Here is a 25840-nt window from a genome sequence, read left to right on the forward strand (position 1 = left end):
GCTCCTCTCGCTACTCGACCGACACCAGCAGCGGGTAGCGCTCCTGGCCGCCGTCGTAGACCAGCACGTCGACGGTCGGGTGCCGGCGCTCGACGTACTGCGCGCAGCCGGCCGCCAGGCCGTCGGTGTCGTCCTTGCCGGAGACCAGCGTGACCAGCTCGCCGCCGCCGCCGAGCAGCCGGTCGATCACCTCGACGGCCACCTCGAGGAGGTCGGGGCCGACCAGCACGAAGTCGCCGGCGATGACCCCGAGGACGTCGCCGGGCTCGCACGGGCCGGCAGTGGTCATCGCCTGGCGCGCGGCGATGGTGACGGCCCCGTGCCGCGCGTGCCGGGCGGTGGCCGTCATCTCCAGGACGTCCTGCTCGAAGCTGCGGCCCGGCTCGTGCACAGCCAGGGCGGCCAGTCCCTGCACCTGCGCCTGGGTCGGCACGACCGCGACGCGCAGGTCGCCGGACTCCTCGGCGGTGCGTGCGGCGATCTCCGCCACCCGCAGCGAGTCGTGGTCGTTGGGCAGCACCACGACCTCGGCGGCACGGCAGCCGGTGATCGCCTCGAGCAGCATGCCCGAGGACGGCCGGCGGCCGGGCCCGCCACTGACCACCACGGCCCCGGCGCTGGCGAACACCTGCTCCAGGCCCGGCCCGGCGGCGACCGTGACGACCTTGCGACCGGTCCGCCGGCGCAGCTTCGCGCGGGCGCCGGCGACCTGCTCGGCGAAGTGGGTGACCCGCACCCGGTAGGGGCGCCCCACCTCGATGCCCGCCTCGATCGCCGCGCCCACGTCGTCGACGTGCACGTGCACGTTCCACAGGCCCTCACCGCCGACCACCACCAGGGAGTCGCCGAGCCCCGAGAGGGTGGCCCGCAGCTTGGCCACCGCCGCGTCGTCGGCGTCGAGGAGGTACATCACCTCGTAGGCCGGGCCGTCCTCGGTCAGGTCGCCGGAGGGGGTCACCAGCGGGACGGGGATGTGGTGACGCCCCAGCGCGGCCTCCGCGGACACCGGTCGCCGGCCGGTGAGCACCGTCTCGGCGGAGTCCAGCACGACGCTCAGCCCGCGACCACCGGCGTCCACCACGCCGGCGTCGGCGAGCACCTGCAACTGCTCGGGGGTGCGGGTCAGCGCCACCCGGGCGGCCAGCGCGGCGGCCTCGAAGACGTCGCGAGCGCGGGCCGCGGGATCCTCGGCACGCAGCCGCGCGGCGTCGGAGGCCGCGCGCGAGACCGTCAGCATGGTGCCTTCCACCGGCTCGCCCACCGCCGCGTAGCTGGCGTCGGTGGCCTGGCACATCGCCTCGGCCATCACCATGGCGTTGCGCTCCCCCGGCGCGGCCGCCGCGATCCGGTGCGCGATCGCGCCGAGCATCTGGCTGAGGATCACCCCCGAGTTGCCGCGCGCCCCCAGCAGGGCACCGCGGGCGAAGGCCGACAGAGCGCTGCCGAGCTCCTCGCTGCTCGAGTCGGCCGTGGCGATCTCGCGCAGCGCGTCACGAGCCGCCGACATGGTGAGGAACATGTTCGTGCCGGTGTCGCCGTCCGGTACCGGGTAGACGTTGAGCGCGTCGATCTCCTCACGCGCCGCGGAGAGCGCGTCGGTCGCGACGTCGACGAAGCGCAGGACGGTGGCGACGTCGACCTTGTCACCTGGCGGGGTCTGCATGCGTCCACCTCGTGATTAGTCGCGGTGCCCGGGCACGTCCACCCTTGGCGATCAGTGCCACAATGTAATGGCTCGCCCGGACCTGGTGGGCGGCCCGGCTGCCTGAGCCGCTGCCGATTCGCCTGTGCTGCGGGCATCCGATAGTCTGATTCGGTTGCCCGCGACCGTCCATGGTCCACGGGTACCCATCCTCGTTCCAACCTCAATCTCCAGGAGTTCACGGTGGCTGCCGTCTGTGACATCTGCGACAAGAAGCCGGGCTTCGGTAACAACCGTCCGTGGTCGCGCAAGATTACGAAGCGTCGCTTCAACCCCAACATCCAGCGCGTCCGGGGCACCGTCAACGGTGCGCCGAAGCGTCTCAACGTCTGCACCGGCTGCCTGAAGGCCGGCAAGGTGCACAGCTGACCTGAGATCGAGTGTCGTCAGAACCCCCCGGGCCTCGGCCCGGGGGGTTCTTGCGTTCCGGCGCTGCTCAGAAGTGCGTCCAGCCGGGCGCCCCGGCGTAGGGCTCGGTGTCGACGGTGACGCCCTCCCCCTCGCTCACCGAGCCGACCACCAGCCAGCCGGGCGGGACCGCGCCGGCATCGGCGAAGGTCGCCAGCAGCGCGTGGTCGTCCCCGCCACCGAGCACGAACTGCAGCGGGTCGGCACCCAGGGCGGCGCCCACCGCCTGCAGCGGCTCGGCGATCTCGAAGGCGGAGGAGTCGATGTCGATGGCGACGCCGGAGTGGCGCGCGATGTGGCCGGCGTCGGCCACCAGGCCGTCGGAGATGTCGATCATCGCGGTGGCGCCCGCCTCGGCGGCGATCCTGCCCGCGTCGTACGGCGGCTCGGGGCGGCGATAGGCCTCGACGAGCACCCGCGGCGAGCGGAACCCCCGGCCCAGGACCGCCAGCCCGGCACCGGCCCAGCCCTGGCGTCCGCACATCGCCACCACGTCGCCGGGCTCAGCGCCCGAGCGGAGCACCGGCGCCTGGGTGCAGGCCCCGAGCACGGTGACCGCGATGACGATGGCGTCCCCGCGGGCCAGGTCCCCGCCGACGACGCTGGCGCCCACCAGGGCCGCCTCCTCGGCGAACCCGCGCGCGAAGTCCAGCAGCCAGGCGGCGGGCAGGTCGGGCGGGGCCGCGACCGCGACCGTCAGCGAGGTGGCCCGCCCGCCCATGGCGTTGAGGTCGGAGAGGTTCTGCGCGGCGGCGCGGTGCCCCACGTCCGTCGCCGAGGACCAGTCGCGGCGGAAGTGCCGGTTCTCGACCATCAGGTCGGTGGACACCACGACGTGCCCGGTGCGCACCCGCAGCACGGCGGCGTCGTCGCCGGGCCCCACCAGGACGTGCTCGCCTTGCTCGAAGATCTCCGCGAAGGCTGCGATCAGACCGAACTCACCCACGTCCGCGAGGGTCGCGCCGGCATCGAGATGTGTGGGAGGAACCATGCGGACCATCTCATCAGACCACCCCCGCTGAGCCGATTCCGGGCGGGTACCGACACGCGGCTACGTCGCGGTAGGTTGAGGCCTTCACATCTCCGCAACCCCCCTCTGAGGAGCCCTCGATGGTCGTGCAGGCCTACATCCTGATCCAGACCGACGTCGGCAAGGCGGCCGAGGTCGCTGCCGCGATCGCCCAGGTCAAGGGCGTCACGCTGGCTGAGGACGTCACCGGCCCCTACGACGTCATCGTGCGCGCCGAGGCCCGCAACGTCGACGAGCTGGGCAAGCTCGTGGTCGCGAAGGTGCAGACCCTCGACGGCATCACCCGGACCCTCACCTGTCCGGTCGTCCACATCTGAGCGTGTTGGCTCCGATTCGACGCCCCGAGTCCCTACGGACCCGGGGCGTCGTCGTCCCCGCTCTGCTCGGGCTCTGCCTGACCCTGGCCGCCTGCGGCCAGGACGCGGTCGAGGTGGCCTCTCCCGACCTCAGCCGCGCCGACGCCACGACCTGCGCCGAGTTCCTCGACGCGCTGCCCGAGCGCCTGGTCGGCCTGGGGCCCCGCGAGACCACCCCCGAGGGCGCCACTGCGCGGGCCTGGGGCGACCCGGCCGTGGTGGTCGAGTGCGGGACCCCGGTCCCGGCCGAGTTCGACGCGCTGTCCACCTGCCAGGAGGTCGACGGCATCGAATGGTTCGTTCCCGCCGACCAGATCGCCGACCAGTCGGCCGATGTGGTGATGAGCACGATCGGCTACTCGCCGGGCGTCACCGTCCGGGTGCCCGCGCAGCGGCGGCCGCCCACGGACGTGTTCGTCGAGCTCGCTCCCGCGGTCGGCGAGTCGCTGCACCACGTGTCGTCCTGCGCCGGCGAGCTGCCCTGAGGCAGCGTCGCCGACCGGCTCAGCGCAGTCCGGTGTCCCGGTCCAGGGCGAGGCGGACCAGGCGGTCGACCAGCTCGGGGTAGTCGATCCCGCTGGCGGCCCACATCCGCGGGAACATCGACAGGCTGGTGAACCCGGGCAGCGTCTCGACCTCGTTGAGCACCACCCGCCCGTCGGGGAAGACGAAGAAGTCGACCCGGGCCAGGCCCTCGCAGTCGAGCGCCTCGAACGCGGCGACCGCCAGCGCCTTGACCCGGTCGGCGACCTCGGGGTCGACGTCGGCGGGCACGTCCAGGGCGGTGTTCTCCTCGGGCAGGTACTTGGCCTCGAAGTCGTAGAAGGCGTGCGCCGAGGCGACCCGGATCTCCGCCAGCTCGCTGGTGGCGGGGCCCGCGCCCCGCTCCCCCTCCAGCACCCCACACTCGATCTCGCGGGCACCGACCGCGGCGGCCTCCACGATCACCTTGGGGTCGAACCGGCGCGCCTCGGCCAGCGCCTCGTCGAGCTGGTCCCAGGAGTCGACGCGGGAGATCCCGAAGCTCGACCCGGCCCGGGCGGGCTTCACGAAGACCGGGAGCCCGAGGGCGACGATCTCCTCGTGCAGCCGGGCGCGGTCGCGCTCCCAGGTGCGCGGCGGCAGCACGACGTAGGGCAGCACCGGCAGCCCGTGGGCCTCGAAGAGCAGCTTCATGTACATCTTGTCGGTGCCCACCGCGGAGGACAGGACGCCGGCGCCGACGTAGCGCACCCCGGCCATCTCCAGCATCCCCTGCAGGGTGCCGTCCTGGCCGAACGGGCCGTGCATCACCGGGAACACCACGTCGACCTCGCCGAGCACCTGCGGCACCTGGCCGGGCGCGTGCACGAGCAGCTCGTTGGTCTCGCCGTGCACGATCTGCACGTCGGCGCCGTCGGTGACCTCGGGCAGCTCACCGCCGGGCCCCAGCGCCAGCCTCGAGGCGTCGGACTCCAGCACCCACCGCCCCTCGCGGGTGATGCCGATCGGCACCACGTCGTAGGCGTCGCGGTCGAGGGCCGAGAGCACGCTGGCGGCCGACAGGCACGAGATGGAGTGCTCGCTGGAGCGACCGCCGAAGACGACGGCCACCCGGGGGCGGCGGGTGGTACGGGAATCGCTGTTGGGCTCGTTCATCGGCGCCGACCCTACCGGCCTTAGGCTGGGCGCCATGCCCGAGGACACCCCCAGAGCACTCAAGCCGGCCACCATCGCGGTCACCGCCGGACGCCCCAAGGTCCAGCCCGACGCACCGCTCAACGAGCCGATCACGATGGCCTCGACGTACGTCGCGGGCGGCGATCTGGAGTACGGCCGCTACGGGAACCCCACCTGGCAGGCCTTCGAGGAGGCCCTCGGCGCGCTCGAGGGCGGACGGTGCCTGTCCTTCGCCAGCGGCCTCGCGGCGGTCGCCACCGTCCTCGACCTGGTCGGACACGACGGCCTCGTGGTGGCGCCGCGACACAGCTACAACGGCACGATCATGCAGCTCGGCGACCTCGAGGCCCGAGGTCGGATCCGCTCGGAGCTGGTCGACATCACCGATACCCCCGCAGTCGTCGAGGCGTGCGCGGACGCGGCGCTGGTCTGGCTGGAGTCGCCGACCAACCCGGCCCTCGAGGTCGCCGACATCGAGACCATCGTGGCGGCGGCGCACGAGGCCGGCGCCTACGTCGTCGTCGACAACACCTTCGCCACGCCGCTGCTCCAGCGTCCCCTCGAGCTCGGCGCGGACCTGGTCGTGCACTCGGCGACGAAGTACATCTCTGGGCACAGCGACGTGCTGATGGGCGCGATCGTGACCCGCGACGACGAGCTGCACCGGGTGCTGAAGGGGCGCCGCGACCTGATCGGCGCCGTGCCCGGCACGCTCGAGGCGTGGCTGGCCCTGCGCGGCCTGCGCACCCTGCACGTGCGTGTCGAGCGCGCCCAAGCCAACGCCCAGGAGCTGGTGCGCCGTCTCGACGCCCACCCCGCCATCGGGCAGGTCCGCTACCCCGGGTTCGGCTCCATCGTGTCGGTGGTGCTGGCCGAGGGAGCGCTGGCGGCCGACCTCTTCACCCACAAGACCCGGCTGTGGGTCCACGCCACCAGCCTGGGCGGCGTGGAGTCGACGCTGGAGCGACGTCGGCGCTGGAAGTCCGAGCCGGCCACCATCCCCGACGCCCTGGTGCGCATGTCGGTGGGGATCGAGGACGTCGACGACCTGTGGGACGACCTCGAGCGGGCCCTGGACACGCTGACCGCCGAGCGGTAGCTAGCGCCCGGCCGGCGGGTCGTCGGCGACGACCCCGCCCTCACGCAGCCACCACGCGGCCGCGCCCTGGATCTCCTGTGTCGCCGCGCCGGCGCCGGCCAGCAGCTCCAGCGTGGGGTGCTGGGCCATCCCGGCGGCGAACACGGCGCGCCGGCTGGTGACGTCGCCCTCCTTGAGCAGCGACTCCAGCAGGCCCTCGGGGATCGGGTGGCCGGCGGTGGCCGCCATGGTCGCCGCGGCGAGCTGCAGGTCGCGCGGGCCCTCGAACCAGGCGCTCATCGCCGCGGGGAAGCGCGGGGCGCGCATCGAGACGAGGGTGAAGGTGACCCGCTCCCGCAGGCGCTGGTCGGTGCTGTCCTGCACGGTCCGGGCCAGGGTCTCGATGATCAGCCCGGAGAACGGGAGGGCGGCGAGCAGCAGGTAGCTCGTCACCATGGTGGCGTTCGACGGGCCGGCCACCAGCTCGAAGAGCAGCCGGGTGAGGATGGGCTGCTCGTCGAGGCCCAGCCGGCGGCAGATCTCGGCAGACATCCGCTCGCAGGCCACCCAGTCGGCGTTCCCTCGGGTGGGCGACCAGGTCTCCTCCGGGGGCGCGGACTCCGGCAGCCAGGGCAGGTGCCGCTCCAGCCCGCGCTGCACGTCCGTGGGCAGGTTCCAGAACAGCACCGACAGCGAGCGCCAGTGCTCGCTGCCGTGCTCGACCTCCCGGCACGCCTCCATGAAGGGCTCGACCAGGTCGAACCACCACTCGTGGCGGAAGCCGCGGGTGACCGCGGCCGTCTCGATCGCCCACACCCCGGCGTAGACGACGTGCGAGCGCGGGTCGCGGAGCCGCTCGACCCCCCACATCCAACCCTCGTGCGTGCCGCTCTGGCCCATCACCACCGCGACGTTGTAGATCAGCTGCAGGTCGGGATCCGCCAGCCGGCGCGCGACGGCCTCCACGACGGCGTCGGCGCGGGGGCCGCAGCGCAGCAGCGCCAGCGCCTCGAACCGTGGGGCGAAGGCGGCTCCTACGCCGCGCTCCAGCTCGCTGACCAGGCGCGCGGCCAGCTCGACGGCGAGGCGGTGCGGGAACCCGACCCCGGGCCGGGAGACGATCCGGGCCCAGTGCAGCCACTCTCCCCCGGTGGGTCGACCGGCGCGCACCGCCTCGGTGGCCAGCGTGATGTCGTCGTCGCGCAGGGGCGCCTCGCGGTCACGGTCGGCCCGCGCCTGGGGGAAGGTCCGGCACATCAGGTCCACCGGCGCCCGCAGGACGCCGGGCGACAGGCCGAGCAGCTCCTCGTAGGCGTCGATCAGCCTGCCCGAGCGCAGCTGACCGGACTCCATCCGGCTCAGCGTGTACGGGGTCGTGGGGATGCCGCGCTCCTCGAGCGCGGTGATCATGTCCGACTGGCGAGCGAAGGAGCCGGGCCGGGCGGTCAGCCGGGCCATCCGCAGCAGCCAGCCGGAGCGGACGTTGGCGTCGACGGTGCCCTCATGCAGCGCGGTGAGGTCCTCCAGGACCTTCAGGGGCGCGCCCCGGCCTCGCTTGGCCGGCCCCCCGGCATTCCCCATGTCTGACACCCCCGTGTCGCAACGCCCGGCGAAGAGCCGACCGTTCGTATATCTTCGCCTGCCGGGCGCCGCCCTGTCCGGACAAACGCGCCATTGGCTCCCCGCGGCCGCCGGTGACGCTGGTCACCAGCGTCACCGGTCACCGGCGTCTCGCGACGTCGGGCTCAGTCGGTCTCGGCCTTGGTGTCACGGGCGATGAAGGAGTCCATCATCTCGGGCGCGGTCATCCGGCCGGCCACGACGGCGTCGACGTGCTCGGCGATCGGCGCGTCGATGCCGGTGCGCCGGGCCAGGGCCAGCAGCGACGAGGACGACTTGACCCCCTCGGCGACCTGCCGGGTGGAGGCGTAGACCTCGCTGGTGGTCATGCCCTGGCCGAGCTTCTCGCCGAACGTCCGGTTGCGCGAGAGCGGTGACGAGCAGGTGGCGACCAGGTCCCCCAGGCCGGCCAGCCCCATCAGGGTCAGCGGGTTGGCGCCGAGCGCGGTGGCCAGGCGGGCGGTCTCCGCGAGACCACGGGTGATCACCGAGGCCGTGGTGTTGTCGCCGAACCCCAGGCCCACCGCCATGCCCACGCTCAGCCCGACCACGTTCTTGTAGGCGCCGCCCAGCTCGCAGCCCAGCACGTCGACGCTGGTGTAGGGCCGGAACGCCTTGGAGTGGCACAGCCGCTGCAGGCGCCTGGCCACGTCCTCGTCGGCGCAGGCCACCACGGACGCGGCCGGCTCCCGCCGCGCGATCTCCTTGGCCAGGTTGGGCCCGCTGACCACCGCGATCCGCTCGGGTCCCGCGTCGGCGACCTCGGCGATCACCTCGCTCATCCGCTCCAGGGTGCCGAGCTCCACGCCCTTCATCAGCGAGACCAGCACCGCGTGCCGGGGCACGTGCGGAGCCCAGGCCACGAGGTTCTCCCGCAGGCTCTGCGACGGCACGGCCAGGACGACGACGTCCGCGCCCGCAAGCGCCTGCTCCGGGTCGTGGGTGGCGCGCACCGAGCGCGGCAGCTCGATGCCGGGCAGGTAGTCGGTGTTCTCACGGGTCTTGTTGATCTCCGTGCACACCTCCTCGCGACGGCCCCACATGGTGACCTCGTTCCCGGCGTCGGCCAGGACCATGGAGAACGCGGTCCCCCACGAGCCGGAGCCCATCACTGCGACCTTCGTCATCAACGGTCCTTCCGGTGGGGGTTGCCGATCTGCCGCACGCCCGCACGGCGAGGGTCGAAGCGCTCCGCGGGCGCCGGCTCGTCGCGGATCTCCGCGAGGAGGCCGGTGATCGCATCCATGATCCGGTCGGTGGCCGCCCGGATGGTAACGGCCGTGCGGGTAGCCTCGCGCAGGTCCTCGAGGGGCACCGGGTCACCGACCTTCACCGTGAGGTGCTTGCGCGGGAAGAGATGGGGCCGACGACTGTACGGCGCCAGCAGCTGCTGCGCCCCCCAGTGGGCGACCGGGATCACCGGCGCGCCGGTCTCCAGCGCGATCCGGGCCGCACCGGTCTTGCCGACCATCGGCCACAGCGCGGGGTCGCGGGTCAGGGTCCCCTCGGGGTAGACGACGACGCACTTGCCGGCGGCGACCTCGCGCACCGCCGCGTCGTACGCGCCGACGGCGGTGCCGGAGAGGCGCTCCACCGGGATCTGGCCGGCGGCGATGAGGAAGCGGCGCAGGGCGCGGTTGCGGAAGAGCCCGGCCTTGGCCAGGTAGTGCGGCAGCCGGCCGTGGTCGTAGAGGAGGTGGGCGCTGATCAGCGGGTCGAGGTGCGAGAGGTGGTTGAGCACCACGATGCAGCCACCGGTCGCCGGGATCTTGTCCCCGTCGAGCCAGGTGTGCCGGGTGGTGGCCAGGAACGTCGGCTTGAGGATGACCGCGCCCAGCGTGAACGCCCAGCCGCGCCTCCCCTCGAGCCTGCGTACCCTCACCTGTGTTCCCCGTCCCTGCCGGCGACCGTCCACGCCGGTCGTGACGCGCCCTACGTCGAGGTGCAGGCTACTCGCTCGTCCGGTCCAGGGCGGTCCTTGGCTCGACACTCTGCGGCTGCGGCGCCCGACGGTGGCAGGATCGTCCCCGATGACAGACTCCGCACCCTCCACCCCCGACGGCGCCGCCGACGGGTTCGTCGTACTCGTCCCGGTCAAGCCGCCCGCGGTCGGCAAGTCGCGCCTGGCCGGGCTCCCCGACGAGCACCGACGCCGCCTGGCGGCCGCCTTCGCCCTGGACACCGTGACCGCGGCGTTGCGCACCCCCGCGGTCGCCCAGGTGCTGGTGGTGACCGACGACCACCGCTTCGCCGCCCAGCTCAGCGCGGCCGGTTGCTCGGTGGTGCCCGACGGCGCGGCGGAGGATCTCAACGCCAGCCTGGTGCAGACCGCGGCCGAGGCGCTGCGGCGCTGGCCGCGGCTGGTGCCGGTCGCACTGTGCGCCGACCTGCCGGCGCTGCGTCCCGAGGACCTGCAGGCCGCCCTCACCCAGGCTGCCCGAGAGACCGCCGCCGGACACGCCTGCTTCGTCGCCGACCGCGCCGGCATCGGCACGACGATGTACGCCGCCGGACACGCCGGGTTCGCCCCCCGGTTCGGCGCCGGCTCCCGCGCGGCTCACCTGGCGGGCGGAGCCCGGGAGATCGAGGGGGCGCTGGTCAGCCTGCGCTCCGACGTCGACGACCCCGGCGACCTGGGCCACGCCCTCGTGCTGGGGGTGGGGACCCGGACCGCCGAGGTCACCGGCCGCGCCTGATCAGCTCGAGGAGCCGCCGGCCGCCTTCTTCGCGGTGCTCCTCTTGGCGGTGGTCTTCTTCGCGGTGGTCTTCTTCGCCGTGGTCTTCTTCGCGGTGGTGGTCTTCTTCGCCGTGCTCTTCTTCGCCGTGGTGGTCTTCGCGGTGGCCTTCTTCGCGGTGGCCTTCGCCGGGGCCTTCTTCGCGGTGCTCTTCGCGGGAGCCTGCTTGGTGGCGGTCTTCTTGGTGGCGGTCTTCTTCGCCGACGTCGCCGGAGTCGCCGTCGCGCTCGCGCCCGTGCTCGTCGCGTCCGCCTTCCTGGCTGCGCCACCCGCCGCCCCGAGCGCGGTCGCGGCCGCTGCCCGGGCCGGCGCCGTCGCCACGGCCAGGGTGAGCGCGGGGAGACTCTTGGCTCCGGAGATCACGTTCCTCAGATCGGCGCCGGGCGTGAACTTCGGCACGGCCGTCTTCTCCGCCATGATCCGCTCGCCCGTGCGCGGGTTGCGGACCCACCGGGCCTCCCGGATCCGCTTCTCGAAGGAGCCGAAGCCGGTGATGGCGACCTTCTCCCCCCGCGCCACCTCCCGGGTGATGGTGTCCAGCACGGACTCGAGGGCCTGGGCCGCGGCCTTGCGGTTGCCGTCGTAGCGGGCCGCCAGGGCGTCGATCAGCTGCGTCTTGTTCACTGCGGTCCCCTTAGGAACGTGGGCCGAGCCCGGTGCTCGGCATGGATGCCTGCACGCTAGGGACTTGTGAGGTCCCTCACAATCACCCTTGGGCGATTTGCTCACCCACCGGTCGTCCAACGCCGACGGCCCGACGCGGGCAGCGTCGGGCCGTCGGAGTGGAGCGGGGTGATGCGGGGGGTGCAGCGGGCCTCAGGAGGCGTGCAGCGTGACCGGCTTCCAGGAGGGCCGGGTCGCCTCGTAGGCGGTGATGTCCGCCTCGTGGGAGAGGGTGATGCCGATGTCGTCGAGCCCTTCGAGCAGCCGCCAGCGGGTGTAGTCGTCGATGTCGAAGGGGGCCTCGATCGCGTCCGGGCCCTCGCCGGCCCGCACCGTGCGGGCCTCCAGGTCCACGGTCACGGCTGCGCCGGGCTGGGCGGCGAGCAGGTCCCAGATCCGCTCCACGACGCTCTCGTCGACCTGGGCGGCGAGCAGGCCGGCCTTGCCGGAGTTGCCGCGGAAGATGTCCGCGAAGCGCGGGGAGAGGACGACCTTGAAGCCGTAGTTCTGCAGGGCCCAGACGGCGTGCTCGCGCGACGACCCGGTGCCGAAGTCGGGTCCGGCGACCAGCACCGAGCCCGCGGCGTACGCCGGGTTGTTCAGCACGAAGTCGGGGTCGTTGCGCCAGGCGGCGAACAGCCCGTCCTCGAAGCCGGTGCGGGTGACCCGCTTGAGGTAGACGGCCGGGATGATCTGGTCGGTGTCGACGTTGCTGCGCCGCAGCGGCACCCCGACTCCGGTGTGGGTGGTGAACTTGTCCATGTCGATGTCCTGTTCTGCGAGGGCCGTCAGGCGTTGATCAGGTCGGCGGGCGAGGAGAGCGTGCCGCGGACCGCGGTCGCGGCGGCGACGGGCACCGAGACCAGGTGCGTGCGCCCGCCCTTGCCCTGACGTCCCTCGAAGTTGCGGTTGGAGGTCGACGCGCTGCGCTCCCCCACCGCGAGCTGGTCGGGGTTCATGCCCAGGCACATCGAGCAGCCCGCCCCGCGCCACTCCGCGCCGGCCTCGAGGAAGATCGAGTCGAGGCCCTCCTCCTGCGCCTGCAGGCGGACCCGGACCGAGCCCGGCACGACCAGCAGTCGGGTCCCCTCGGCCACCTTGTGACCCTTGATGATCTCGGCGGCCAGGCGCAGGTCCTCGATCCGGCCGTTGGTGCACGAGCCGACGAAGACGGTGTCGATCTTCACCTCGCGCAGGGGGGTGCCGGCCTGCAGGTCCATGTACTGCAGGGCCCGCTCGGTGGCGATCTTGTCGGTCGGGTCCTCGAAGTCGTCCGGGCTCGGGACCGAGGCGCCCAGCGGCACCCCCTGCCCCGGGTTGGTGCCCCAGGTGACGAACGGGGTCATCGTCGAGGCGTCGAGCACGATCTCCTTGTCGAAGACGGCGTCGTCATCGGTGACCAGGGTCCGCCAGTGCGCGACCGCGGCGTCCCAGTCGGCGCCCTTCGGCGCCTCGGGCTTGCCCTCGATGTAGTCGAAGGTGGTCTGGTCGGGGGCGATCATGCCCGCCTTGGCGCCCCACTCGATCGACATGTTGCAGATGGTCATCCGGCCCTCCATGGAGAGCTGCTCGATGGCCTCGCCGCGGTACTCCACGATGTAGCCCTGGCCGCCGCCGGTCCCGGCGTGGGCGATCAGGGTCAGCACCAGGTCCTTGGCGGTGACGCCGGCGGGCAGGGTGCCGTTGACGGTGACGGCCATCGTCTTCGGCCTCGCCTGCATCAGCGTCTGGGTGGCGAGCACGTGCTCGACCTCGGAGGTGCCGATCCCGAAGGCGATCGCCCCGAACGCGCCGTGGGTGGAGGTGTGGGAGTCGCCGCACACGATCGTCATCCCCGGCTGGGTGAGCCCCAACTGCGGTCCGACCACGTGGACGATGCCCTGCTCCACGTCGCCGAGCGGGTGCAGCCGCACGCCGAACTCCTCGGCGTTGCGACGCAGCGTGTCGACCTGGGTGCGTGAGACCGGGTCGGCGATCGGCTTGTCCCAGTCGATCGTGGGCACGTTGTGGTCCTCGGTGGCGATGGTCAGGTCGCGACGACGCACCGAGCGCCCCGCCAGCCGCAGCCCGTCGAAGGCCTGCGGGGAGGTGACCTCGTGGAGAAGATGGAGATCGATGAAGAGGAGGTCCGGCTCCCCCTGTGCACTGCGGACCACGTGCTCGTCCCACACCTTCTCGGCCAGGGTCTTGCCCATAACTTCCCCTCCACACTGACTCGCCTGGCACGGCAGGTGACGCCGGCCGGCCATCGGATTTCTCTCGGACCTGGAATCTACCCCTTGCATCCCATGATCTGAGACGGCAGTATTGCCATATGGACAACTCTAGCGGCGTGGGCGTTCTCGACAAAGCAGCACTGGTGCTGGCAGCGCTGGAAGCGGGCCCCGCGACTCTGGCCGGTCTAGTCAGCGGCACCGGCCTGGCCCGCCCGACGGCGCACCGCCTCGCGGTCGCCCTGGAGCACCACCGCCTCGTGGCCCGTGACATGCAGGGCCGCTTCGTGCTCGGCCCGCGACTGACCGAGCTCTCCGCCGCGGCCGGCGAGGACCGCCTGCTCGCCGCGGCCGGGCCCGTGCTGGCGCGGCTGCGCGACATCACCGGCGAGTCCGCCCAGCTGTGGCGCCGCCAGGGTGATCACCGCGTCTGCGTCGCCGCCGCGGAGCGCCCCAGCGGCCTGCGCGACACGATCCCGGTGGGCTCTCAGCTGACGATGCGGGCGGGATCCGCGGCACAGGTGCTGCTGGCGTGGGAGGACCCCGAGCGCATGCACCGCGGCCTGCAGAACGCCGCCTTCTCCGCCACCGCCCTGTCCGGCATCCGCCGCCGCGGTTGGGCCCAGTCCATCGGCGAGCGTGAGCAGGGCGTCGCCTCGGTCTCGGCCCCGGTCCGCTCGCCGAGCGGCAAGATCATCGCCGCGGTCTCGGTCTCGGGTCCCCTCGAGCGGCTCTCGCGCCAGCCCGGCCGGATGCACGCCCCGGCCGTCCTGGCCGCCGCCGAGCGGCTCTCCGAGTCCCTGCGCCGCGCCGCCGCCGAGTAGCCCCCGCTCAGAACAGGACGTCGGCGCCGCTGCGCTCGAGGTCGAGCAGCGCCTGCTTGCGCACCAGCCCGCCGGCGTAGCCGACCAGCTTGCCGTTCGCCCCGATCACCCGGTGGCACGGGATCACCACCGCGATCGGGTTGCGGCCGTTGGCCAGCCCCACGGCACGCGAGGCCGCGTTGGTCATCCCCAGGCGCTGCGCGATCCGTCCGTACGACGTGGTCTCGCCGAAGCCGATGGTGCGCAGCTGGTCCCACACCCGCTGCTGGAACGGCGTCCCGACCGGGCGCAGCGGCAGGTCGAACGTGGTCCGCTCCCCACGGAAGTAGGCCGACAGCTGGGCGCGCGCCTCGACGAGCACCGGGTGATCGTCGGCGCGTCCCCCGATCGCGGGCTCGCGGCCCACCGGCGGGTAGGGGGCGAACTCGATCGCGACGATCGCCTCATCGCGCTCGACGATGCGCAGGTCGCCCACGGGCGACTCCATCTCCGTCCACATCTCAGGTCTCCTCGCTCGACAGGGTAAGGGAGTGCCACAGGTGCATCAGCGCGTAGGAGCGCCAGGGGCGCCAGCGCTCCGCTGCCGCGGCGGCCGCGGCCGGTGCCGAAGCCGCCGGGCCCGCCAGCCGGGTCAGCGCCTGGCGCACGCCGACGTCGGTCGGCAGGAACACGTCGGGGTGCGCCAGCGCCCGCAGCGCGATGTAGTCGGCCGTCCACGGCCCGATGCCGGGCAGGGCGAGGAGCCGGCGCCGCACCTCCCCGCGGTCCGGGCCCCGGTCCAGGGCCACCGAGCCGTCGCCCAGCGCCGCGCACAGGCCCGTCAGCGCCCGCGCCCGGGAGCGCGGCATCGCCAGCTGCTCCGGCGCCAGCGCGGCCAGCGTCCCCGCCGTGGGGAACAGCCGCTCGAGGCCGGGCACCGGCGTGGACAGCTCGCGGCCGTGCGCCTGCGCCAGCCGGGCGGCGAGGGTCCGAGCCCCCGCGACGCTCACCTGCTGCCCCAGCACCGCGCGAGCCGCCACCTCGTCGCCGTCGACGTGGCCGGGCACCCGCAGCCCCGGGGTGGCGCGGACCAGGGGCCCCAGCAGCGGGTCGTCGGCGAGCTGTCCGTCGACCGCCAACGGGTCGCAGTCGGCGTCGAGCAGGCGGCGTACGCGCTCGAGCGCCGCGGAGGTGTCCCGCAGGTCGGTGAGCGTGAACGTCGCCTCGGCCGAGGCGACGCCGGCACCGTCGGCGACGTCGGGCACCCGCACCGCCACGGCGCCCTGGCCGTGCGGCAGGGCCAGGGTGCGCGAATAGCAGTCCCCCTCGACGTACTCGACTCCCGGGATCGCCCGCCGGGCCAGGAAGCCCAGCAGGGCCCGCCCGGCGTACGGCGTGCGCACCGGGATCCGCATCGTCAGCGTGCCGGCCGTCTGAGGCCCGCCCCGCCGGCCGCGCAGCTGCGACGGCGTGCTGGCGTAGACCTCGCGGACGGTCTCGTTGAACTGCCGGACGCTGGAGAACCCGGCCGCGAACGCGACGTCGGCGAACGACATCGTGGTCGACTCGATCAGCACCCGGGCGGTCTGCGCGCGCCGCGCCCGGGCGAGCGCCAGCGGGCCGGCGCCCAGCTCGGCGAGCAGGATCCGGTTGAGGTGCCGGGGCGTGTAGCCGACGCGCCGGGCGAGCTCGGGGACGCCGCCGCGGTCGACCACCCCGTCGGAGATCAGCCGCATCGCCCGCCCGGCCACGTCGGCGGCCACGTCCCAGTCGGGGCTGCCGGGGGCGGCGTCGGGCAGGCACCGCTTGCACGCGCGGTGCCCGGCCGCCTGGGCGGACGCGGCGCTGCGGTGGAAGCTCACGTGGGCGAAGGCGGGGGTGCGCGCCGGGCACGAGGGCCGGCAGTAGATGCCGGTGGTGCGCACCGCGGTCCAGAACACCCCGTCGAAGCGACGGTCGCGACTGCGCACCGCGCGGTAGCAGCTCTCCGGGTCCAGCCACGTGGTCATCGACACACCCCCATCCTGACACCCCACCCCCGCCCCGACTGGCGGAAATCAGACCCCACAGCGAGTCGGCGCGCACTCGCGCGGAAAACCCGCCGAATCGGCGTGAGCTCGCAGGCGGGAGCGCCTGGGAACGACGAAGGCCCCGCGGTGGTGACCGCGGGGCCTTCGTGTCTGTACCCCCGACCGGATTCGAACCGGCGCTACCGCCTTGAGAGGGCGGCGTGCTAGGCCGCTACACAACGGGGGCATTGCGATCTTCCGCCTTGCGGCTTCGTTCGCGAGCGAAACTCTAGCGGGGCTAGCCTCTCGCACAAAATCGCGGCCTGCGCCGCGATCTCGCTGGGATACTAGGACTCGAACCTAGACTAACTGGACCAGAACCAGTCGTGCTGCCAATTACACCATATCCCAAGGTAATGCAAGCCCCCACGTAATTCTTGGGGGCTTCAGGCCCGTTCTGGCGCCGGAGAGAAACCATACACGCGCCCCCGGGAGGCCACCAAAACGGCCGAATCCGCGGTGTTCCGAAGCCGCATCGCGCGGGCCACCAGCAGGGCCAGAGCGAGGTAGACCAGCGACTGCGTGAGGGTCGTCGGGATCGACCACCAGCTTCCCCCGGTCGGGTTCAGCGCGGTGGCCATGTCGCTGAAGGCCAGTGCCAGACCGAAGGCCAGCCAGTTGTTCAGCACGTGCATGGCGATGGCCGCCTCCAGGCCGCCGGTGAGCACCACCAGCAGCCCGGCCACGATCCCGAACGCGAACCGGTCGAAGAAGATCGGCAGGCTCTGCCCCAGCCCGTGCGCCAGCGCGAAGAGCAGGGCGGGCACGACCACGGCCACCGCACGGCTGCGGAAGAGGCCGCCGAACGCCTGGGTGAGGTAGCCGCGGAAGGCGTACTCCTCCCCCGCCGCCTGCAGCGGAGTGAGGAAGAGCACCACGATCACGAAGTCGCGGATCTCCCGGGTGAACTCCCGCGGCGTCGAGGTGACGTCCGCGCCGCCGTCCTGGACCGGCAGCAGCGCGGAGACCACCACGGTGGCGACCAGCGCGAGCACCGAGAGCCCCAGGCAGGCGACGAAGTAGCCCCACCGCATCCGTGGCCGCACCGAGGTCGTCCAGCGCGGCTTCAACCCGTGCAGCACCCGGGTCAGCAGCCACACCACCGGGATCAGCGTGGCCAGGGACAGGTTGAGGTAGGCCAGGCCGAGCGGCGTCGGGTCGCCGAGATCGAGCAGGTCGCCCATCGCCTCACCCACCGGCTCCCCGGCGACCACGAAGCCGACCGTGAACGGCACCAGCCAGGCCACCGGGGCCAGCACGACCATCGTGACCGCGAGCAGCACGACCCCGAGCAGGGTGCGCCACCAGCCGCGCTCCCCGGCCCGGTGCAGCTCGTGGAACCCCAGCGGCGGGTACGCCGCGTCGATCTCCTCCTGGGTCAGCGCGGGGCCGGGGGCGCCGGGCTGCACGCTCAGGCGTCCTGGGCGCGCTGCAGCCGGGAGAGCGCCCGCTCGCGGCCGAGCAGCTCGAGCGACTCGAACAGCGGCGGGGAGATCTTGCGCCCGGACACCGCGATCCGCACCGGGCCGAAGGCCAGCCGCGGCTTGAGGCCGCGCTCCTCGACCAGCGCCTTGCGCAGCGCCTCCTCGATGTCGGCGGTCGACCAGGTGTGCAGCGCCGCCAGCGCGTCGTACGCCGCCCGGACGACCTCGCGTCCGGCGTCGTCGATGGAGTCGGTGCGGGTGAACGCCTCCTCCTCGACGAACAGGAACGCCAGCATGTCGACGGCCTCGGTGAGCTTGTTGATGCGCTCGGCGACCAGCGGCATCGCCAGCTCCAGCAGGCGTGCGTCGGAGTCGGAGACCGGGTCGGAGACGACGCCGGCGTCCTTGAGGAACGGCAGCACCCGGTGCGTCATGTCGTCGAGGGTGAGGCGCCGCATGTGCGAGGCGTTGATGGCCTCGGCCTTCTTCAGGTCGAAGCGGGCCGGGTTCGGGTTCACCCGGCGGATGTCGAAGGCCTCGACCATCTCCTCGAGGGTGAAGATGTCGCGGTCCTCCGCGATCGCCCAGCCGAGCAGGGCGAGGTAGTTGAGCAGCCCCTCGGGCAGGAAGCCCTGCTCGCGGTAGTGCAGCAGGTGGGCCTCGGGGTCGCGCTTGGAGAGCTTCTTGTTCCCCTCGCCCATCACGTAGGGCAGGTGGCCGAACTGCGGCGTCATCTTGGCGACGCCGATCTCCTTGAGCGCGTCGAAGAGCGCGATCTGGCGCGGGGTGCTGGAGAGCAGGTCCTCGCCGCGCAGCACGTGGGTGATCTCCATCAGCGCGTCGTCGACCGGCGCCACCAGCGTGTAGAGCGGGTCGCCGTTCGCGCGGGCCAGCGCGAAGTCGGGGACGAACTCGGTCTGGAAGGAGATCTCGCCGCGCACCACGTCGTCGAAGGTGATCTCGCCCTCGGGCATCCGGAAGCGGACCACGCTGGGCCGGCCGGCGAACCCGGCGAGCTGCTCCTCGCTGAGCTCGCGGCAGAAGCCGTCGTAGCCCATCACCTTGGAGCCGGTGGCCTTGCGGCGCTCCTCGACCTCGGCGTTGGTGCAGTAGCAGTCGTAGGTGTAGCCGGACTCACGCAGCCGCTGGAGGACGTCGCGGTAGATGTGCGAGCGCTCGCTCTGCAGGTAGGGGCCGTAGGGGCCGCCGACCAGCGGGCCCTCGTCCCAGTCCAGCCCGAGCCACTGCATGACCTCGATCAGGGAGTCGTAGGACTCCTGGGTGTTGCGGGCCGCGTCGGTGTCCTCGATGCGGAAGACGAACGTGCCGCCGTTGTGGCGGGCGAAGGCCCAGTTGTAGAGCGCCGTGCGGGCCAGCCCGACGTGGGGGCTGCCGGTCGGCGAGGGCGCCATCCGGACGCGGACGGGGCGCGCCTGGGGGGTCGCGTCGTTGGTCGAGCCTGCGTCGTCGTCGGTCGGGGTTGTCGAGACCATTAGCGCTGAGCCACCTTGTTCGTGAGAGTGCCGATGCCGGCGATCGAGATCTCCACCTCGTCGCCGACGTTCATGGGACCGACACCCTCGGGGGTGCCGGTGAGGATGACGTCGCCGGGCAGCAGCGTCATCACGCTGGTGACGTGGGCGATCAACGTGGGGATGTCGAAGATCAGGTCGCGGGTGCTGCCGTCCTGCTTCAGGTCGCCGTTGAGGTGGGTCTGGATCGAGACCCCGTCGGCGAACGTCTGCGGGTCCAGGTCGGTCTCGATCCACGGCCCGAGCGGGCAGAACGAGTCGAAGCCCTTGGCCCGGGTGAACTGCACGTCCTTGCGCTGCAGGTCGCGCGCCGTCACGTCGTTGGCGATGGTGTAGCCGTGGATGACGTCGGTGGCCTGCTCGGGCGGCACGTCGCGGCAGATCCGGCCGATGACGACCGCGAGCTCGCCCTCGAAGTGCAGGTCCTGGGTCTGGCGGGGGTAGAAGATCGGGTCGCCTGGCCCCACCACGGAGGTGTTCGGCTTGAGGAACATCAGCGGCTCCTCGGGCAGGTCGCTGCCCATCTCCGCGGCGTGCGCGGCGTAGTTGCGACCGATCGCGACCACCTTGCTGCGCGGTAGGACCGGCGCGAGCAGCCGCACGTCGGCCAGCCGGTACTCCTGCTCGAGCAGCTTGATGCCGACGTAGAGCGGGTCGCCGGCCAGCGCCACGATCACGCTGTCGTCGGCCGGCTGGCCGAACTCGTCGACGTCGCCGGTCACGACGCCGTACAGGGGGTCTTCTCCAGTGGTGAATCTCGCAATACGCACGGGTCGAGCCTAACGGCCCGGGCCCCGCCCGCTCGCCGGACGGTGCGGGCCGGCGCCTACCCTTGTCCCGATGGACGTGCGGGTGCTCGACGAGGCGCAGTGGTCGGCCCGCCGGGCCGCCCACGAGGCGCGCGTCGACGCGTTCGTCGCGCCGCACCTCGCGCGGCGCGAGTCCCGGGTCAAGCACCCGGTCCACGACTTCCTGTTCACCTACTACTCCCAGCGCCCCGCCCAGCTGCGCCGCTGGCACCCCGGCTACGGGGTGGCCCTGACCGGAGCCGAGGAGTACCTCGACCTCAAGGGCTACGCCCACCTCGGCGAGGGCGTGGGCGTCACCGAGGAGTACGTCGCGCGGCAGCGGCCGCTGCTGGAGTCGCTGCACGCGCTGCTCAGCGCCACCGCGTCGCGCCCGGCCAACCTCGGCTGCTTCGGGATGCACGAGTGGGCGATGGTCTACCGGCTCAGCCCCGAGCAGGTCCGCCACGCCGACTGGCCGCTGCGCCTGGGCGCGGACGGCACCGACCGGGTCGTGGAATCCCACCGGATCGCCTGCTCGCACTTCGACGCGTTCCGCTTCTTCACCCCCGACGCGCGCCCGCTCAACGCCCTGTCCCCCACCAGCGGCGACCGGGCGGCGTTCGAGCAGCCGGGCTGCCTGCATGCCGGGATGGACCTGTACAAGCACGCCTTCCGGCTCACCCCGATGATCTGCTCCGACCTGGTCGCGGACTGCTTCGAGCTGGCCCGCGACATCCGGGTCCTGGACATGCGCGCGGCGCCGTACGACCTGACCGGGCTGGGCTTCGAGCCGCTCGAGGTGGAGACGCCGGCGGGCAAGCGGGAGTACGCCGCGCAGCAGCGCGGCTTCGCCGAGCGGGGCGCTCCGCTGCGCCGGCGGCTGGTCGAGGAGTGCGAGCGGCTGCTCGCCGCGGTCGGGATAGCGTGTCCGCCATGATCCGCGCCGCCCTCGTCACCCTGCTGAGTGTGCTGGTCGCGGCACTGCTCGTCCCGGTCACCGCGGCCAGCGCCGAGCCGGACCCGCGGTGGCGCTTCTACAGCAGCGACCGGACGGCGTACTCCTCCCCCTGGTACGCCGGGCGGCACCGGATCATGATCCCGTTCGGGTGCACCCGGGCGCCCTACTACTCCGCCGACCCGCGCTGCGCGAACGGCCGCGGCTTCCACCACGGCATCGACGTCGCGATCCCGTGTGGGCGCAAGCTGACGGCCGCGCGCAACGGCTGGGTGGTCGACAACGGCGCCCTGGGCCCGGCGTACGGCCGCAACCCGCTGCTGATCCGCAACCACCGCCTGGGCGTCGACTTCCTGATCGCGCACACCCGCAAGGTCTTCGTCGAGCGCGGGGACCGGGTACGGCGCGGCGACGTGATCGCGCGGGTCTCCGACGACGGTGCCCCCGACGGCTGTCACCTGCACTTCGAGGTGCGCCAAGCCGGTGGCGGGCTGTCCACCGCGCGTCTGCCCCGCCGGCTGCTCGAGCTGCGCCGGTGAGCGCCGACGGCGAGGCCCGTGACGTCGACTACCGCGACGAGGACTGGTACGGCGACGACCTCGGCTCGGCGCGCTTCGTCGACTGCACGTTCACCGCGGTCGACCTCAGCGGCGTGCGCACCCACGGCGCGCTGTTCGAGAACTGCACCTTCGACCGCTGCCGGCTCAACTCCTCGGTGCACCGCAGCACCGCCTTCGTGGCCTGCACGTTCCGCTCCACCGGCTTCTTCGACGCGACCCTGGAGGGCTGCAAGCTGCTCGGGTCCGTCTTCGAGCGGTGCAACCTGCGGACGATGAAGGTCCGCGGCGGTCAGTGGGGCGCGGTGACGATCCGCGGCGCGGACCTGAGCCGGACGGACCTCAGCGGCCTCGACCTTCATGAGGCGGACCTGTCCCTGAGCAACCTCTCCGGCTGCGACCTGCGCCGTGCCCGGCTCGACTCCGCCACGCTGCGCGAGAGCGACCTGAGGCGCGCCGACCTGCGCGGCGCGAGCCTCGAGGGCGTCGACCTCCTCGCCGCCCGTCTGGGCGAGACCCGGCTCGACCTGGCCGGCGCCGTGCTCATCGCCGAACTCGCCGGCGCGCGGGTGGAGGCCGGATGAGGACTACTCCGGCTCACCTCGGGTAGAACAACCCGCGCACCCCACCTCGTCCACAGGAGGACCCGCTCCATGTCCCACTCCCAGCAGCCACCGCACGGCCCCGCGGATCCCGGCAGCGGCGGGGGCACCGGTGGGTTCGGTCCGCCCTCGCACCTGTCCGGTCCGCTGGGGGCACCGACGCGACCCGCGGCGAGCGGTCGCGACCGGCTCGTCCTCGGGCTGCTGGTGGCGTCGCTGGTGCTGGGGATCCTGGGCACGGCCGGGATCGTCTACGGCCTCAACAACGATCCGGCGACGGTGACCGCCGGCCCCGAGGAGCCCTCGACCAGCCCCAGCCCGTCCGAGTCCCCCACCGAGGAGCCGACCGACGAGCCGACCGAGGACCCCACCGACGAGCCCTCCGAGGAGCCGACGGAGGAGCCGACCGAGGACCCCACCGACGAGCCGACCGAGGGGCCCGACCCGACCGCCACCGGGAAGCTGAGGGCCAAGGAGTACCGCGACGACTGGAACTTCCGGCTCGGCGACGTGAAGCTCTCCGCCAAGAACGCCGGGGCTTGGAACTACCGCACCTGCGCCCCGGTCGAGAAGGAGGGGGCGCTCACCTCCCAGGGATGTCGCTACGCGGTCGAGGCGAGCTACAAGGCACGCGGGGGCAACCTCCAGTTCACCCACATCTTCTTCGTGATGCGCAACGCCAAGCGCGCCGAGAAGGCGGCGAACGGTCTCAAGGAGGAGCAGTTCACCATCCAGGACGGCCGCTTCATCCCGGAGTTCGCGGCCGGCAAGTTCCGCTCCGGCTCGACGGGGAGCGTCGTCGTGGTGACGGTCGCGACCCGCACCGACAAGGTCACCAACAAGGTGCTCGACAACTACCTGAAGTACGCCCACGTGGACTTCAAGTCGGCGCTGCTCTTCCGCGGCATCGGCTAGGCCCGGCTGGCGAGCGCCGAGCGCCCGGCTACCAGAGCCGGGGACGGCGCCCGTGCCAGGGCGCGGCCTCCTCGACCTGCGCGGCCAGGGCGAGCAGCAGCTCCTCCTCGGCCGGGCGCCCCGCGAGCATCACGCCGATCGGCAGCCCGTCGGCGCTGGTGCCCAGCGGCAGCGAGAGTGCCGGCATCCCGGTCACGTTCCAGGCCGACGTCCAGGGGGTGAACGCCATCTGGGCGGCGAAGTCGGCGGCGGGGTCGGCGTCGTCGCGCAGCGCCCCCACCGGCAGCGGCAGCTGTGCCAGGGTCGGCGTGAGCACCACGTCGTACGGCTCGAGGGCGCTCAGCGCCGCCGCCGCGAAGCGCCGCAGCTGACCGATCGCCAGGCCGAACTGCGGACCGGAGACCCGCGCGCCGCGCTCGCTGAGCCACCGGGTCAGCGGCCGCACCAGGTGCTCGCGGCCGGCCGGTGCGCTGGAGAGGGCGCTGAGCACCGCCCAGCACGTCTCGAAGACCGGCACCGACTCCGGCGGCAGCGGCACGGGCACGTCCTCCACGCGGTGGCCCAGGGACTCCAGCAGGACCGACGCGTCCTCCCAGGCGGCCAGGCACTCGGGGTCCACCGGCGCGTCCGGGACGAGCACCGGGGCGCTGAACCGGCCGACCCGCAGCCGCCCCGGGAGGTGCTCGCAGGCGGCGAGGAACGACCCCGAGGGGTCGGGCGCCCAGGTCGGGTCCCCGGTGCGGCGCCCGGCCAGCACGTCGAGCAGGGCCGCCGCGTCGCGCACGGTGCGGGCCAGCGGACCGGCCACCGACAGCCCGATCGGGTCGCCGTACGTCGGCGCGCCGCTGACCCGTCCGCGGGTCGGCTTCAGCCCGACCAGCCCACAGCAGGAGGCGGGGACCCGGATCGACCCGCCGCCGTCGGAGCCGGGGGCGAGCGGCACCAGACCGGCCGCCACCGCCGCCGCGGCGCCGCCCGAGGAGCCGCCCGCCATCCGGGTGGGGTCCCACGGGGTCACCGCCGGCGGGGCACCGTCGGGCTCGGTGTAGCAGGGCGAGCCGAACTCCGGCGTGCTGGTCTTGCCGAGGCTCACCATGCCGGCGGCCTCCAGCGAGGTGGTGACGTTGTCGGAGACCTTCGGCACGTGGTCGGCGTAGGCCGCGGAGCCGAAGGTGGTGCGCACGCCCGCGGTCAGGTTGAGGTCCTTGATCGCGGTCGGCACGCCGTACAGCGGGGAGGCCCCGGGTCCCGGGCGGCCCAGCGCGGCCGCGCGCTCCCGGGCCAGGTCGGGGGTGAGCGTGACGAACGCCCCGACGGCGTCGGGGCGTTCGAGGTAGTGCTCGACCAGCTCCAGCGCGGAGACCTCGCCGCGTCGGACGAGGTCCCCCTGCGCCAGGGCGGACAGGTCGTGCAGGTGCTGCGGGGCGTCGGCCATGCTGGCGACGCTAGTGGCCCCGGGGCGCGCAGCCCAGAGGGCCGCGGCGTCAGGCCGCCGCGTCGTCCTCGTGGGCCACGAGCGAGGCGAGGGTGTCGAGCAGGCGCTTGGTCACCTCGGGGTCGGCCAGGATGTCGCCCTCGAGCGCCGGCTGGGAGATCGTCAGGTCCTCCCGCACGACGGCGCCGGCGATCCCGGCCGAGCGACGGGCGTCCTCGTGCGACCACTTGCCGCCGTAGGGGGTGGGGGTGGCGCCGATGACGGCCAGGGGCTTGCCGGTGAGGGCGCCCTGGCCGTAGGGCCGCGAGAGCCAGTCGATGGCGTTGTTCAGCACCGCGGGCATGGTGCCGTTGTACTCGGGGGTGATCACCAGCACCCGGTCGGCCTCGGCGATCTGGGCACGCAGGCGTGCCGCAGTCTCCGGGACGGCGTCCGCGTCGAGCTCCTCGTTGTAGAACGGCACGTCGGCGAGACCCTCCACGATCTCGACGGTGACGTCCTCGCCGGACTGCTCCGCCAGGAAGCCGGCGATGCGGCGGTTGAGCGAGTCGGCGCGGAGGCTGCCGAGCAGGACGGCGACGCGGGTGTGGGTCATGGGTTCTCCTTGGAGGTTCGACGGGTGTGGCATGCGGTCTGCACGAGCGTAAACGGACCGCGGTCCGTTTATCTTCCCATGCTCTAGAGTCCAGGCGTGACCCCGTCCGCTCCGCTGCCGATCCACGGGCAGCCACCACCCCAGCGCCGCGATGCGCAGCGCAACCGGGACGTGCTGCTGGCCGCGGCCGCGCACCTGGTCGAGCGCGACGGAGTGTCCTGCGTGACGATGGACGCGGTCGCCGCGGAGGCCGGTGTCGGCAAGGGCACGCTGTTCCGCCACTTCGACAGTCGGGCGGGGCTGATGGCCGCGCTCCTGGACCGCTCGGAGTCGGCCTGGCAGGCCGAGGTGATCTCCGGGCCGGCCCCGCTCGGTCCCGGCGCGGAGCCGCTGGAGCGGCTGCTGGCCTTCGGGCGCTCGCGGGTCGAGCTCAACCTGCTGCTCGGCGACCTGATCGTGGCCGCCGGCGGGGCGCCGGGCGCGCGCTCGCACCCGGCCCACGCCTTCTCCGCGATGCACGTGCGGCTGCTGCTGACCGCGCTGGAGGTGCCCGGCGACATCCCCGTGCTGGCCACCGCCCTGCTCGCCCCGCTCGAGGTGGTGATCCTGCGCCAGCAGGTGACGGTCGAGCACCTCGACCCCGAGCGGATCATCGCCGGCTGGTCGGACCTGGTACGACGCGTCGTCGGCTGACCTGCCGG

General features: G+C 73.0%; 27 protein-coding genes and 2 tRNA genes. 11 read left to right on the forward strand and 18 right to left on the reverse strand.

Going from position 1 to position 25840, the window contains the following annotated elements; translation table 11 throughout:
* Positions 1–10: 10 nt before the first annotated feature.
* Positions 11–1663 (reverse strand): DAK2 domain-containing protein, encoded by a 1653-nt coding sequence (locus AC6EH9_RS08110; RefSeq protein ID WP_498422056.1) that lies wholly within the window; start codon positions 1661–1663, stop codon positions 11–13.
* A 222-nt stretch (positions 1664–1885) separates the two neighbouring features.
* Between AC6EH9_RS08110 and rpmB the strand changes: the two genes are divergently transcribed.
* On the forward strand, positions 1886–2071 hold the full coding sequence (rpmB, locus tag AC6EH9_RS08115) for a 50S ribosomal protein L28 (RefSeq protein WP_498422058.1): 186 nt from the start codon (positions 1886–1888) through the stop codon (positions 2069–2071).
* Positions 2072–2138: 67 nt separating this feature from the next.
* Here the strand turns inward: rpmB and AC6EH9_RS08120 are convergent, their stop codons facing one another.
* Positions 2139–3101 carry a thiamine-phosphate kinase gene (locus AC6EH9_RS08120; RefSeq protein WP_498422060.1) on the reverse strand — a complete coding sequence of 321 codons (963 nt, stop codon included), beginning with the start codon at positions 3099–3101 and terminating at the stop codon, positions 2139–2141.
* 119 nt (positions 3102–3220) lie between these two features.
* Between AC6EH9_RS08120 and AC6EH9_RS08125 the strand changes: the two genes are divergently transcribed.
* Together AC6EH9_RS08125 and AC6EH9_RS08130 are read left to right on the forward strand one after the other, a co-directional pair.
* A complete protein-coding gene (locus AC6EH9_RS08125; protein WP_344735486.1) occupies positions 3221–3457 on the forward strand; it encodes an Lrp/AsnC ligand binding domain-containing protein in 237 nt (78 codons plus the stop codon).
* 2 nt (positions 3458–3459) lie between these two features.
* On the forward strand, positions 3460–3981 hold the full coding sequence (locus AC6EH9_RS08130; protein WP_498422063.1) for a DUF3515 domain-containing protein: 522 nt from the start codon (positions 3460–3462) through the stop codon (positions 3979–3981).
* A 19-nt stretch (positions 3982–4000) separates the two neighbouring features.
* Here the strand turns inward: AC6EH9_RS08130 and AC6EH9_RS08135 are convergent, their stop codons facing one another.
* Entirely contained in the window at positions 4001–5134 is a 1134-nt protein-coding gene (locus tag AC6EH9_RS08135; protein WP_498422065.1) for a D-alanine--D-alanine ligase family protein, read from the reverse strand.
* Between the two features lie 34 nt (positions 5135–5168).
* Between AC6EH9_RS08135 and AC6EH9_RS08140 the strand changes: the two genes are divergently transcribed.
* Positions 5169–6254 (forward strand): trans-sulfuration enzyme family protein, encoded by a 1086-nt coding sequence (locus AC6EH9_RS08140; protein WP_498422067.1) that lies wholly within the window; start codon positions 5169–5171, stop codon positions 6252–6254.
* Here AC6EH9_RS08140 and AC6EH9_RS08145 read toward each other — a convergent pair whose 3' ends face one another.
* The 3 genes from AC6EH9_RS08145 to AC6EH9_RS08155 form a co-directional block, all read right to left on the reverse strand.
* Positions 6255–7814 carry a hypothetical protein gene (locus AC6EH9_RS08145; protein WP_498422069.1) on the reverse strand — a complete coding sequence of 520 codons (1560 nt, stop codon included), beginning with the start codon at positions 7812–7814 and terminating at the stop codon, positions 6255–6257.
* Positions 7815–7978: 164 nt separating this feature from the next.
* The gene (locus AC6EH9_RS08150) at positions 7979–8980 is read right to left on the reverse strand and encodes an NAD(P)H-dependent glycerol-3-phosphate dehydrogenase (RefSeq protein WP_498422070.1); all 1002 of its coding nucleotides are present in this window, start codon (positions 8978–8980) and stop codon (positions 7979–7981) included.
* Positions 8980–9735 carry a lysophospholipid acyltransferase family protein gene (locus AC6EH9_RS08155; RefSeq protein ID WP_498422072.1) on the reverse strand — a complete coding sequence of 252 codons (756 nt, stop codon included), beginning with the start codon at positions 9733–9735 and terminating at the stop codon, positions 8980–8982. The genes AC6EH9_RS08150 and AC6EH9_RS08155 overlap by 1 nt, the downstream gene beginning before the upstream one ends.
* A 148-nt stretch (positions 9736–9883) precedes the next feature.
* Here AC6EH9_RS08155 and cofC point away from each other — a divergent pair, with 148 nt between their 5' ends.
* Complete coding sequence (cofC, locus tag AC6EH9_RS08160; protein WP_498422074.1) at positions 9884–10549, forward strand: 2-phospho-L-lactate guanylyltransferase; 666 nt, start codon at positions 9884–9886, stop codon at positions 10547–10549.
* Here cofC and AC6EH9_RS08165 read toward each other — a convergent pair whose 3' ends face one another.
* The 3 genes from AC6EH9_RS08165 to leuC all read right to left on the reverse strand — a co-directional run bounded on the left by AC6EH9_RS08165 (position 10550) and on the right by leuC (position 13446).
* Positions 10550–11212, reverse strand: coding sequence for an HU family DNA-binding protein (locus AC6EH9_RS08165; RefSeq protein WP_498422076.1), 663 nt, complete (start codon positions 11210–11212; stop codon positions 10550–10552). It lies immediately after the preceding gene.
* Between the two features lie 192 nt (positions 11213–11404).
* Positions 11405–12013, reverse strand: a complete 609-nt coding sequence (gene leuD, locus AC6EH9_RS08170) for a 3-isopropylmalate dehydratase small subunit (protein ID WP_498422078.1) — start codon at positions 12011–12013, stop codon at positions 11405–11407.
* A 26-nt stretch (positions 12014–12039) separates the two neighbouring features.
* Positions 12040–13446 (reverse strand): 3-isopropylmalate dehydratase large subunit, encoded by a 1407-nt coding sequence (gene leuC, locus AC6EH9_RS08175; protein ID WP_498422079.1) that lies wholly within the window; start codon positions 13444–13446, stop codon positions 12040–12042.
* A gap of 119 nt (positions 13447–13565) precedes the next feature.
* Between leuC and AC6EH9_RS08180 the strand changes: the two genes are divergently transcribed.
* Positions 13566–14288: an IclR family transcriptional regulator gene (locus AC6EH9_RS08180; protein WP_498422081.1), complete on the forward strand. Its 723-nt coding sequence runs from the start codon at positions 13566–13568 to the stop codon at positions 14286–14288.
* A 7-nt stretch (positions 14289–14295) separates the two neighbouring features.
* On the opposite strand, the gene AC6EH9_RS08185 is transcribed toward AC6EH9_RS08180, so the two are convergent.
* The 7 genes from AC6EH9_RS08185 to AC6EH9_RS08215 form a co-directional block, all read right to left on the reverse strand.
* The gene (locus AC6EH9_RS08185; RefSeq protein WP_498422083.1) at positions 14296–14787 is read right to left on the reverse strand and encodes a methylated-DNA--[protein]-cysteine S-methyltransferase; all 492 of its coding nucleotides are present in this window, start codon (positions 14785–14787) and stop codon (positions 14296–14298) included.
* A gap of 1 nt (position 14788) precedes the next feature.
* Entirely contained in the window at positions 14789–16276 is a 1488-nt protein-coding gene (locus tag AC6EH9_RS08190; RefSeq protein WP_498422085.1) for an AlkA N-terminal domain-containing protein, read from the reverse strand.
* A 174-nt stretch (positions 16277–16450) separates the two neighbouring features.
* Positions 16451–16523, reverse strand: a tRNA-Glu gene (locus tag AC6EH9_RS08195).
* Positions 16524–16615: 92 nt separating this feature from the next.
* Positions 16616–16687: transfer RNA gene (locus tag AC6EH9_RS08200), tRNA-Gln, on the reverse strand.
* A gap of 35 nt (positions 16688–16722) precedes the next feature.
* Complete coding sequence (locus AC6EH9_RS08205) at positions 16723–17745, reverse strand: CPBP family intramembrane glutamic endopeptidase (protein WP_498422087.1); 1023 nt, start codon at positions 17743–17745, stop codon at positions 16723–16725.
* A gap of 2 nt (positions 17746–17747) precedes the next feature.
* On the reverse strand, positions 17748–19253 hold the full coding sequence (gltX, locus tag AC6EH9_RS08210; protein WP_498422089.1) for a glutamate--tRNA ligase: 1506 nt from the start codon (positions 19251–19253) through the stop codon (positions 17748–17750).
* Positions 19253–20062 carry a fumarylacetoacetate hydrolase family protein gene (locus AC6EH9_RS08215; RefSeq protein ID WP_498422091.1) on the reverse strand — a complete coding sequence of 270 codons (810 nt, stop codon included), beginning with the start codon at positions 20060–20062 and terminating at the stop codon, positions 19253–19255. The genes gltX and AC6EH9_RS08215 overlap by 1 nt, the downstream gene beginning before the upstream one ends.
* Positions 20063–20132: 70 nt before the next feature.
* On the opposite strand from AC6EH9_RS08215, the gene AC6EH9_RS08220 reads away from it, so the two are divergent.
* The 4 genes from AC6EH9_RS08220 to AC6EH9_RS08235 all read left to right on the forward strand — a co-directional run bounded on the left by AC6EH9_RS08220 (position 20133) and on the right by AC6EH9_RS08235 (position 23109).
* Positions 20133–21017: a 3-methyladenine DNA glycosylase gene (locus tag AC6EH9_RS08220; RefSeq protein WP_498422093.1), complete on the forward strand. Its 885-nt coding sequence runs from the start codon at positions 20133–20135 to the stop codon at positions 21015–21017.
* Positions 21014–21574: a M23 family metallopeptidase gene (locus AC6EH9_RS08225; protein ID WP_498422095.1), complete on the forward strand. Its 561-nt coding sequence runs from the start codon at positions 21014–21016 to the stop codon at positions 21572–21574. The genes AC6EH9_RS08220 and AC6EH9_RS08225 overlap by 4 nt, the downstream gene beginning before the upstream one ends.
* Positions 21571–22176: a pentapeptide repeat-containing protein gene (locus AC6EH9_RS08230; protein WP_498422097.1), complete on the forward strand. Its 606-nt coding sequence runs from the start codon at positions 21571–21573 to the stop codon at positions 22174–22176. Before AC6EH9_RS08225 ends, AC6EH9_RS08230 begins: the two co-directional genes overlap by 4 nt.
* A gap of 69 nt (positions 22177–22245) precedes the next feature.
* Positions 22246–23109 (forward strand): hypothetical protein, encoded by an 864-nt coding sequence (locus AC6EH9_RS08235; RefSeq protein ID WP_498422098.1) that lies wholly within the window; start codon positions 22246–22248, stop codon positions 23107–23109.
* Positions 23110–23137: 28 nt separating this feature from the next.
* Here the strand turns inward: AC6EH9_RS08235 and AC6EH9_RS08240 are convergent, their stop codons facing one another.
* Together AC6EH9_RS08240 and AC6EH9_RS08245 are read right to left on the reverse strand one after the other, a co-directional pair.
* Positions 23138–24544: an amidase gene (locus AC6EH9_RS08240; RefSeq protein ID WP_498422100.1), complete on the reverse strand. Its 1407-nt coding sequence runs from the start codon at positions 24542–24544 to the stop codon at positions 23138–23140.
* A gap of 49 nt (positions 24545–24593) precedes the next feature.
* Positions 24594–25139, reverse strand: a complete 546-nt coding sequence (locus tag AC6EH9_RS08245; RefSeq protein WP_498422103.1) for an NADPH-dependent FMN reductase — start codon at positions 25137–25139, stop codon at positions 24594–24596.
* A gap of 96 nt (positions 25140–25235) precedes the next feature.
* Here AC6EH9_RS08245 and AC6EH9_RS08250 point away from each other — a divergent pair, with 96 nt between their 5' ends.
* Positions 25236–25832: a TetR/AcrR family transcriptional regulator gene (locus AC6EH9_RS08250; RefSeq protein WP_498422104.1), complete on the forward strand. Its 597-nt coding sequence runs from the start codon at positions 25236–25238 to the stop codon at positions 25830–25832.
* Positions 25833–25840 lie beyond the last annotated feature (8 nt).

The organism is Nocardioides sp. Z21_20 (assembly GCF_059766585.1).

Bases quoted from the DNA above. Each gene is read 5' to 3' on its own strand.
- AC6EH9_RS08110 (WP_498422056.1), bottom strand. From the start codon at position 1,663: ATGCAGACCCCGCCAGGTGACAAGGTCGACGTCGCCACCGTCCTGCGC.
- AC6EH9_RS08245 (WP_498422103.1), bottom strand. From the start codon at position 25,139: ATGACCCACACCCGCGTCGCCGTCCTGCTCGGCAGCCTCCGCGCCGAC.
- gltX (WP_498422089.1), bottom strand. From the start codon at position 19,253: ATGGTCTCGACAACCCCGACCGACGACGACGCAGGCTCGACCAACGAC.
- AC6EH9_RS08240 (WP_498422100.1), bottom strand. From the start codon at position 24,544: ATGGCCGACGCCCCGCAGCACCTGCACGACCTGTCCGCCCTGGCGCAG.
- AC6EH9_RS08190 (WP_498422085.1), bottom strand. From the start codon at position 16,276: ATGACCACGTGGCTGGACCCGGAGAGCTGCTACCGCGCGGTGCGCAGT.
- AC6EH9_RS08140 (WP_498422067.1), top strand. From the start codon at position 5,169: ATGCCCGAGGACACCCCCAGAGCACTCAAGCCGGCCACCATCGCGGTC.
- AC6EH9_RS08150 (WP_498422070.1), bottom strand. From the start codon at position 8,980: ATGACGAAGGTCGCAGTGATGGGCTCCGGCTCGTGGGGGACCGCGTTC.
- leuC (WP_498422079.1), bottom strand. From the start codon at position 13,446: ATGGGCAAGACCCTGGCCGAGAAGGTGTGGGACGAGCACGTGGTCCGC.
- AC6EH9_RS08185 (WP_498422083.1), bottom strand. From the start codon at position 14,787: ATGTGGACGGAGATGGAGTCGCCCGTGGGCGACCTGCGCATCGTCGAG.
- AC6EH9_RS08220 (WP_498422093.1), top strand. From the start codon at position 20,133: ATGGACGTGCGGGTGCTCGACGAGGCGCAGTGGTCGGCCCGCCGGGCC.
- AC6EH9_RS08235 (WP_498422098.1), top strand. From the start codon at position 22,246: ATGTCCCACTCCCAGCAGCCACCGCACGGCCCCGCGGATCCCGGCAGC.
- leuD (WP_498422078.1), bottom strand. From the start codon at position 12,013: ATGGACAAGTTCACCACCCACACCGGAGTCGGGGTGCCGCTGCGGCGC.
- AC6EH9_RS08120 (WP_498422060.1), bottom strand. From the start codon at position 3,101: ATGGTTCCTCCCACACATCTCGATGCCGGCGCGACCCTCGCGGACGTG.
- AC6EH9_RS08225 (WP_498422095.1), top strand. From the start codon at position 21,014: ATGATCCGCGCCGCCCTCGTCACCCTGCTGAGTGTGCTGGTCGCGGCA.
- AC6EH9_RS08145 (WP_498422069.1), bottom strand. From the start codon at position 7,814: ATGGGGAATGCCGGGGGGCCGGCCAAGCGAGGCCGGGGCGCGCCCCTG.
- AC6EH9_RS08180 (WP_498422081.1), top strand. From the start codon at position 13,566: ATGGACAACTCTAGCGGCGTGGGCGTTCTCGACAAAGCAGCACTGGTG.
- AC6EH9_RS08135 (WP_498422065.1), bottom strand. From the start codon at position 5,134: ATGAACGAGCCCAACAGCGATTCCCGTACCACCCGCCGCCCCCGGGTG.
- AC6EH9_RS08125 (WP_344735486.1), top strand. From the start codon at position 3,221: ATGGTCGTGCAGGCCTACATCCTGATCCAGACCGACGTCGGCAAGGCG.
- cofC (WP_498422074.1), top strand. From the start codon at position 9,884: ATGACAGACTCCGCACCCTCCACCCCCGACGGCGCCGCCGACGGGTTC.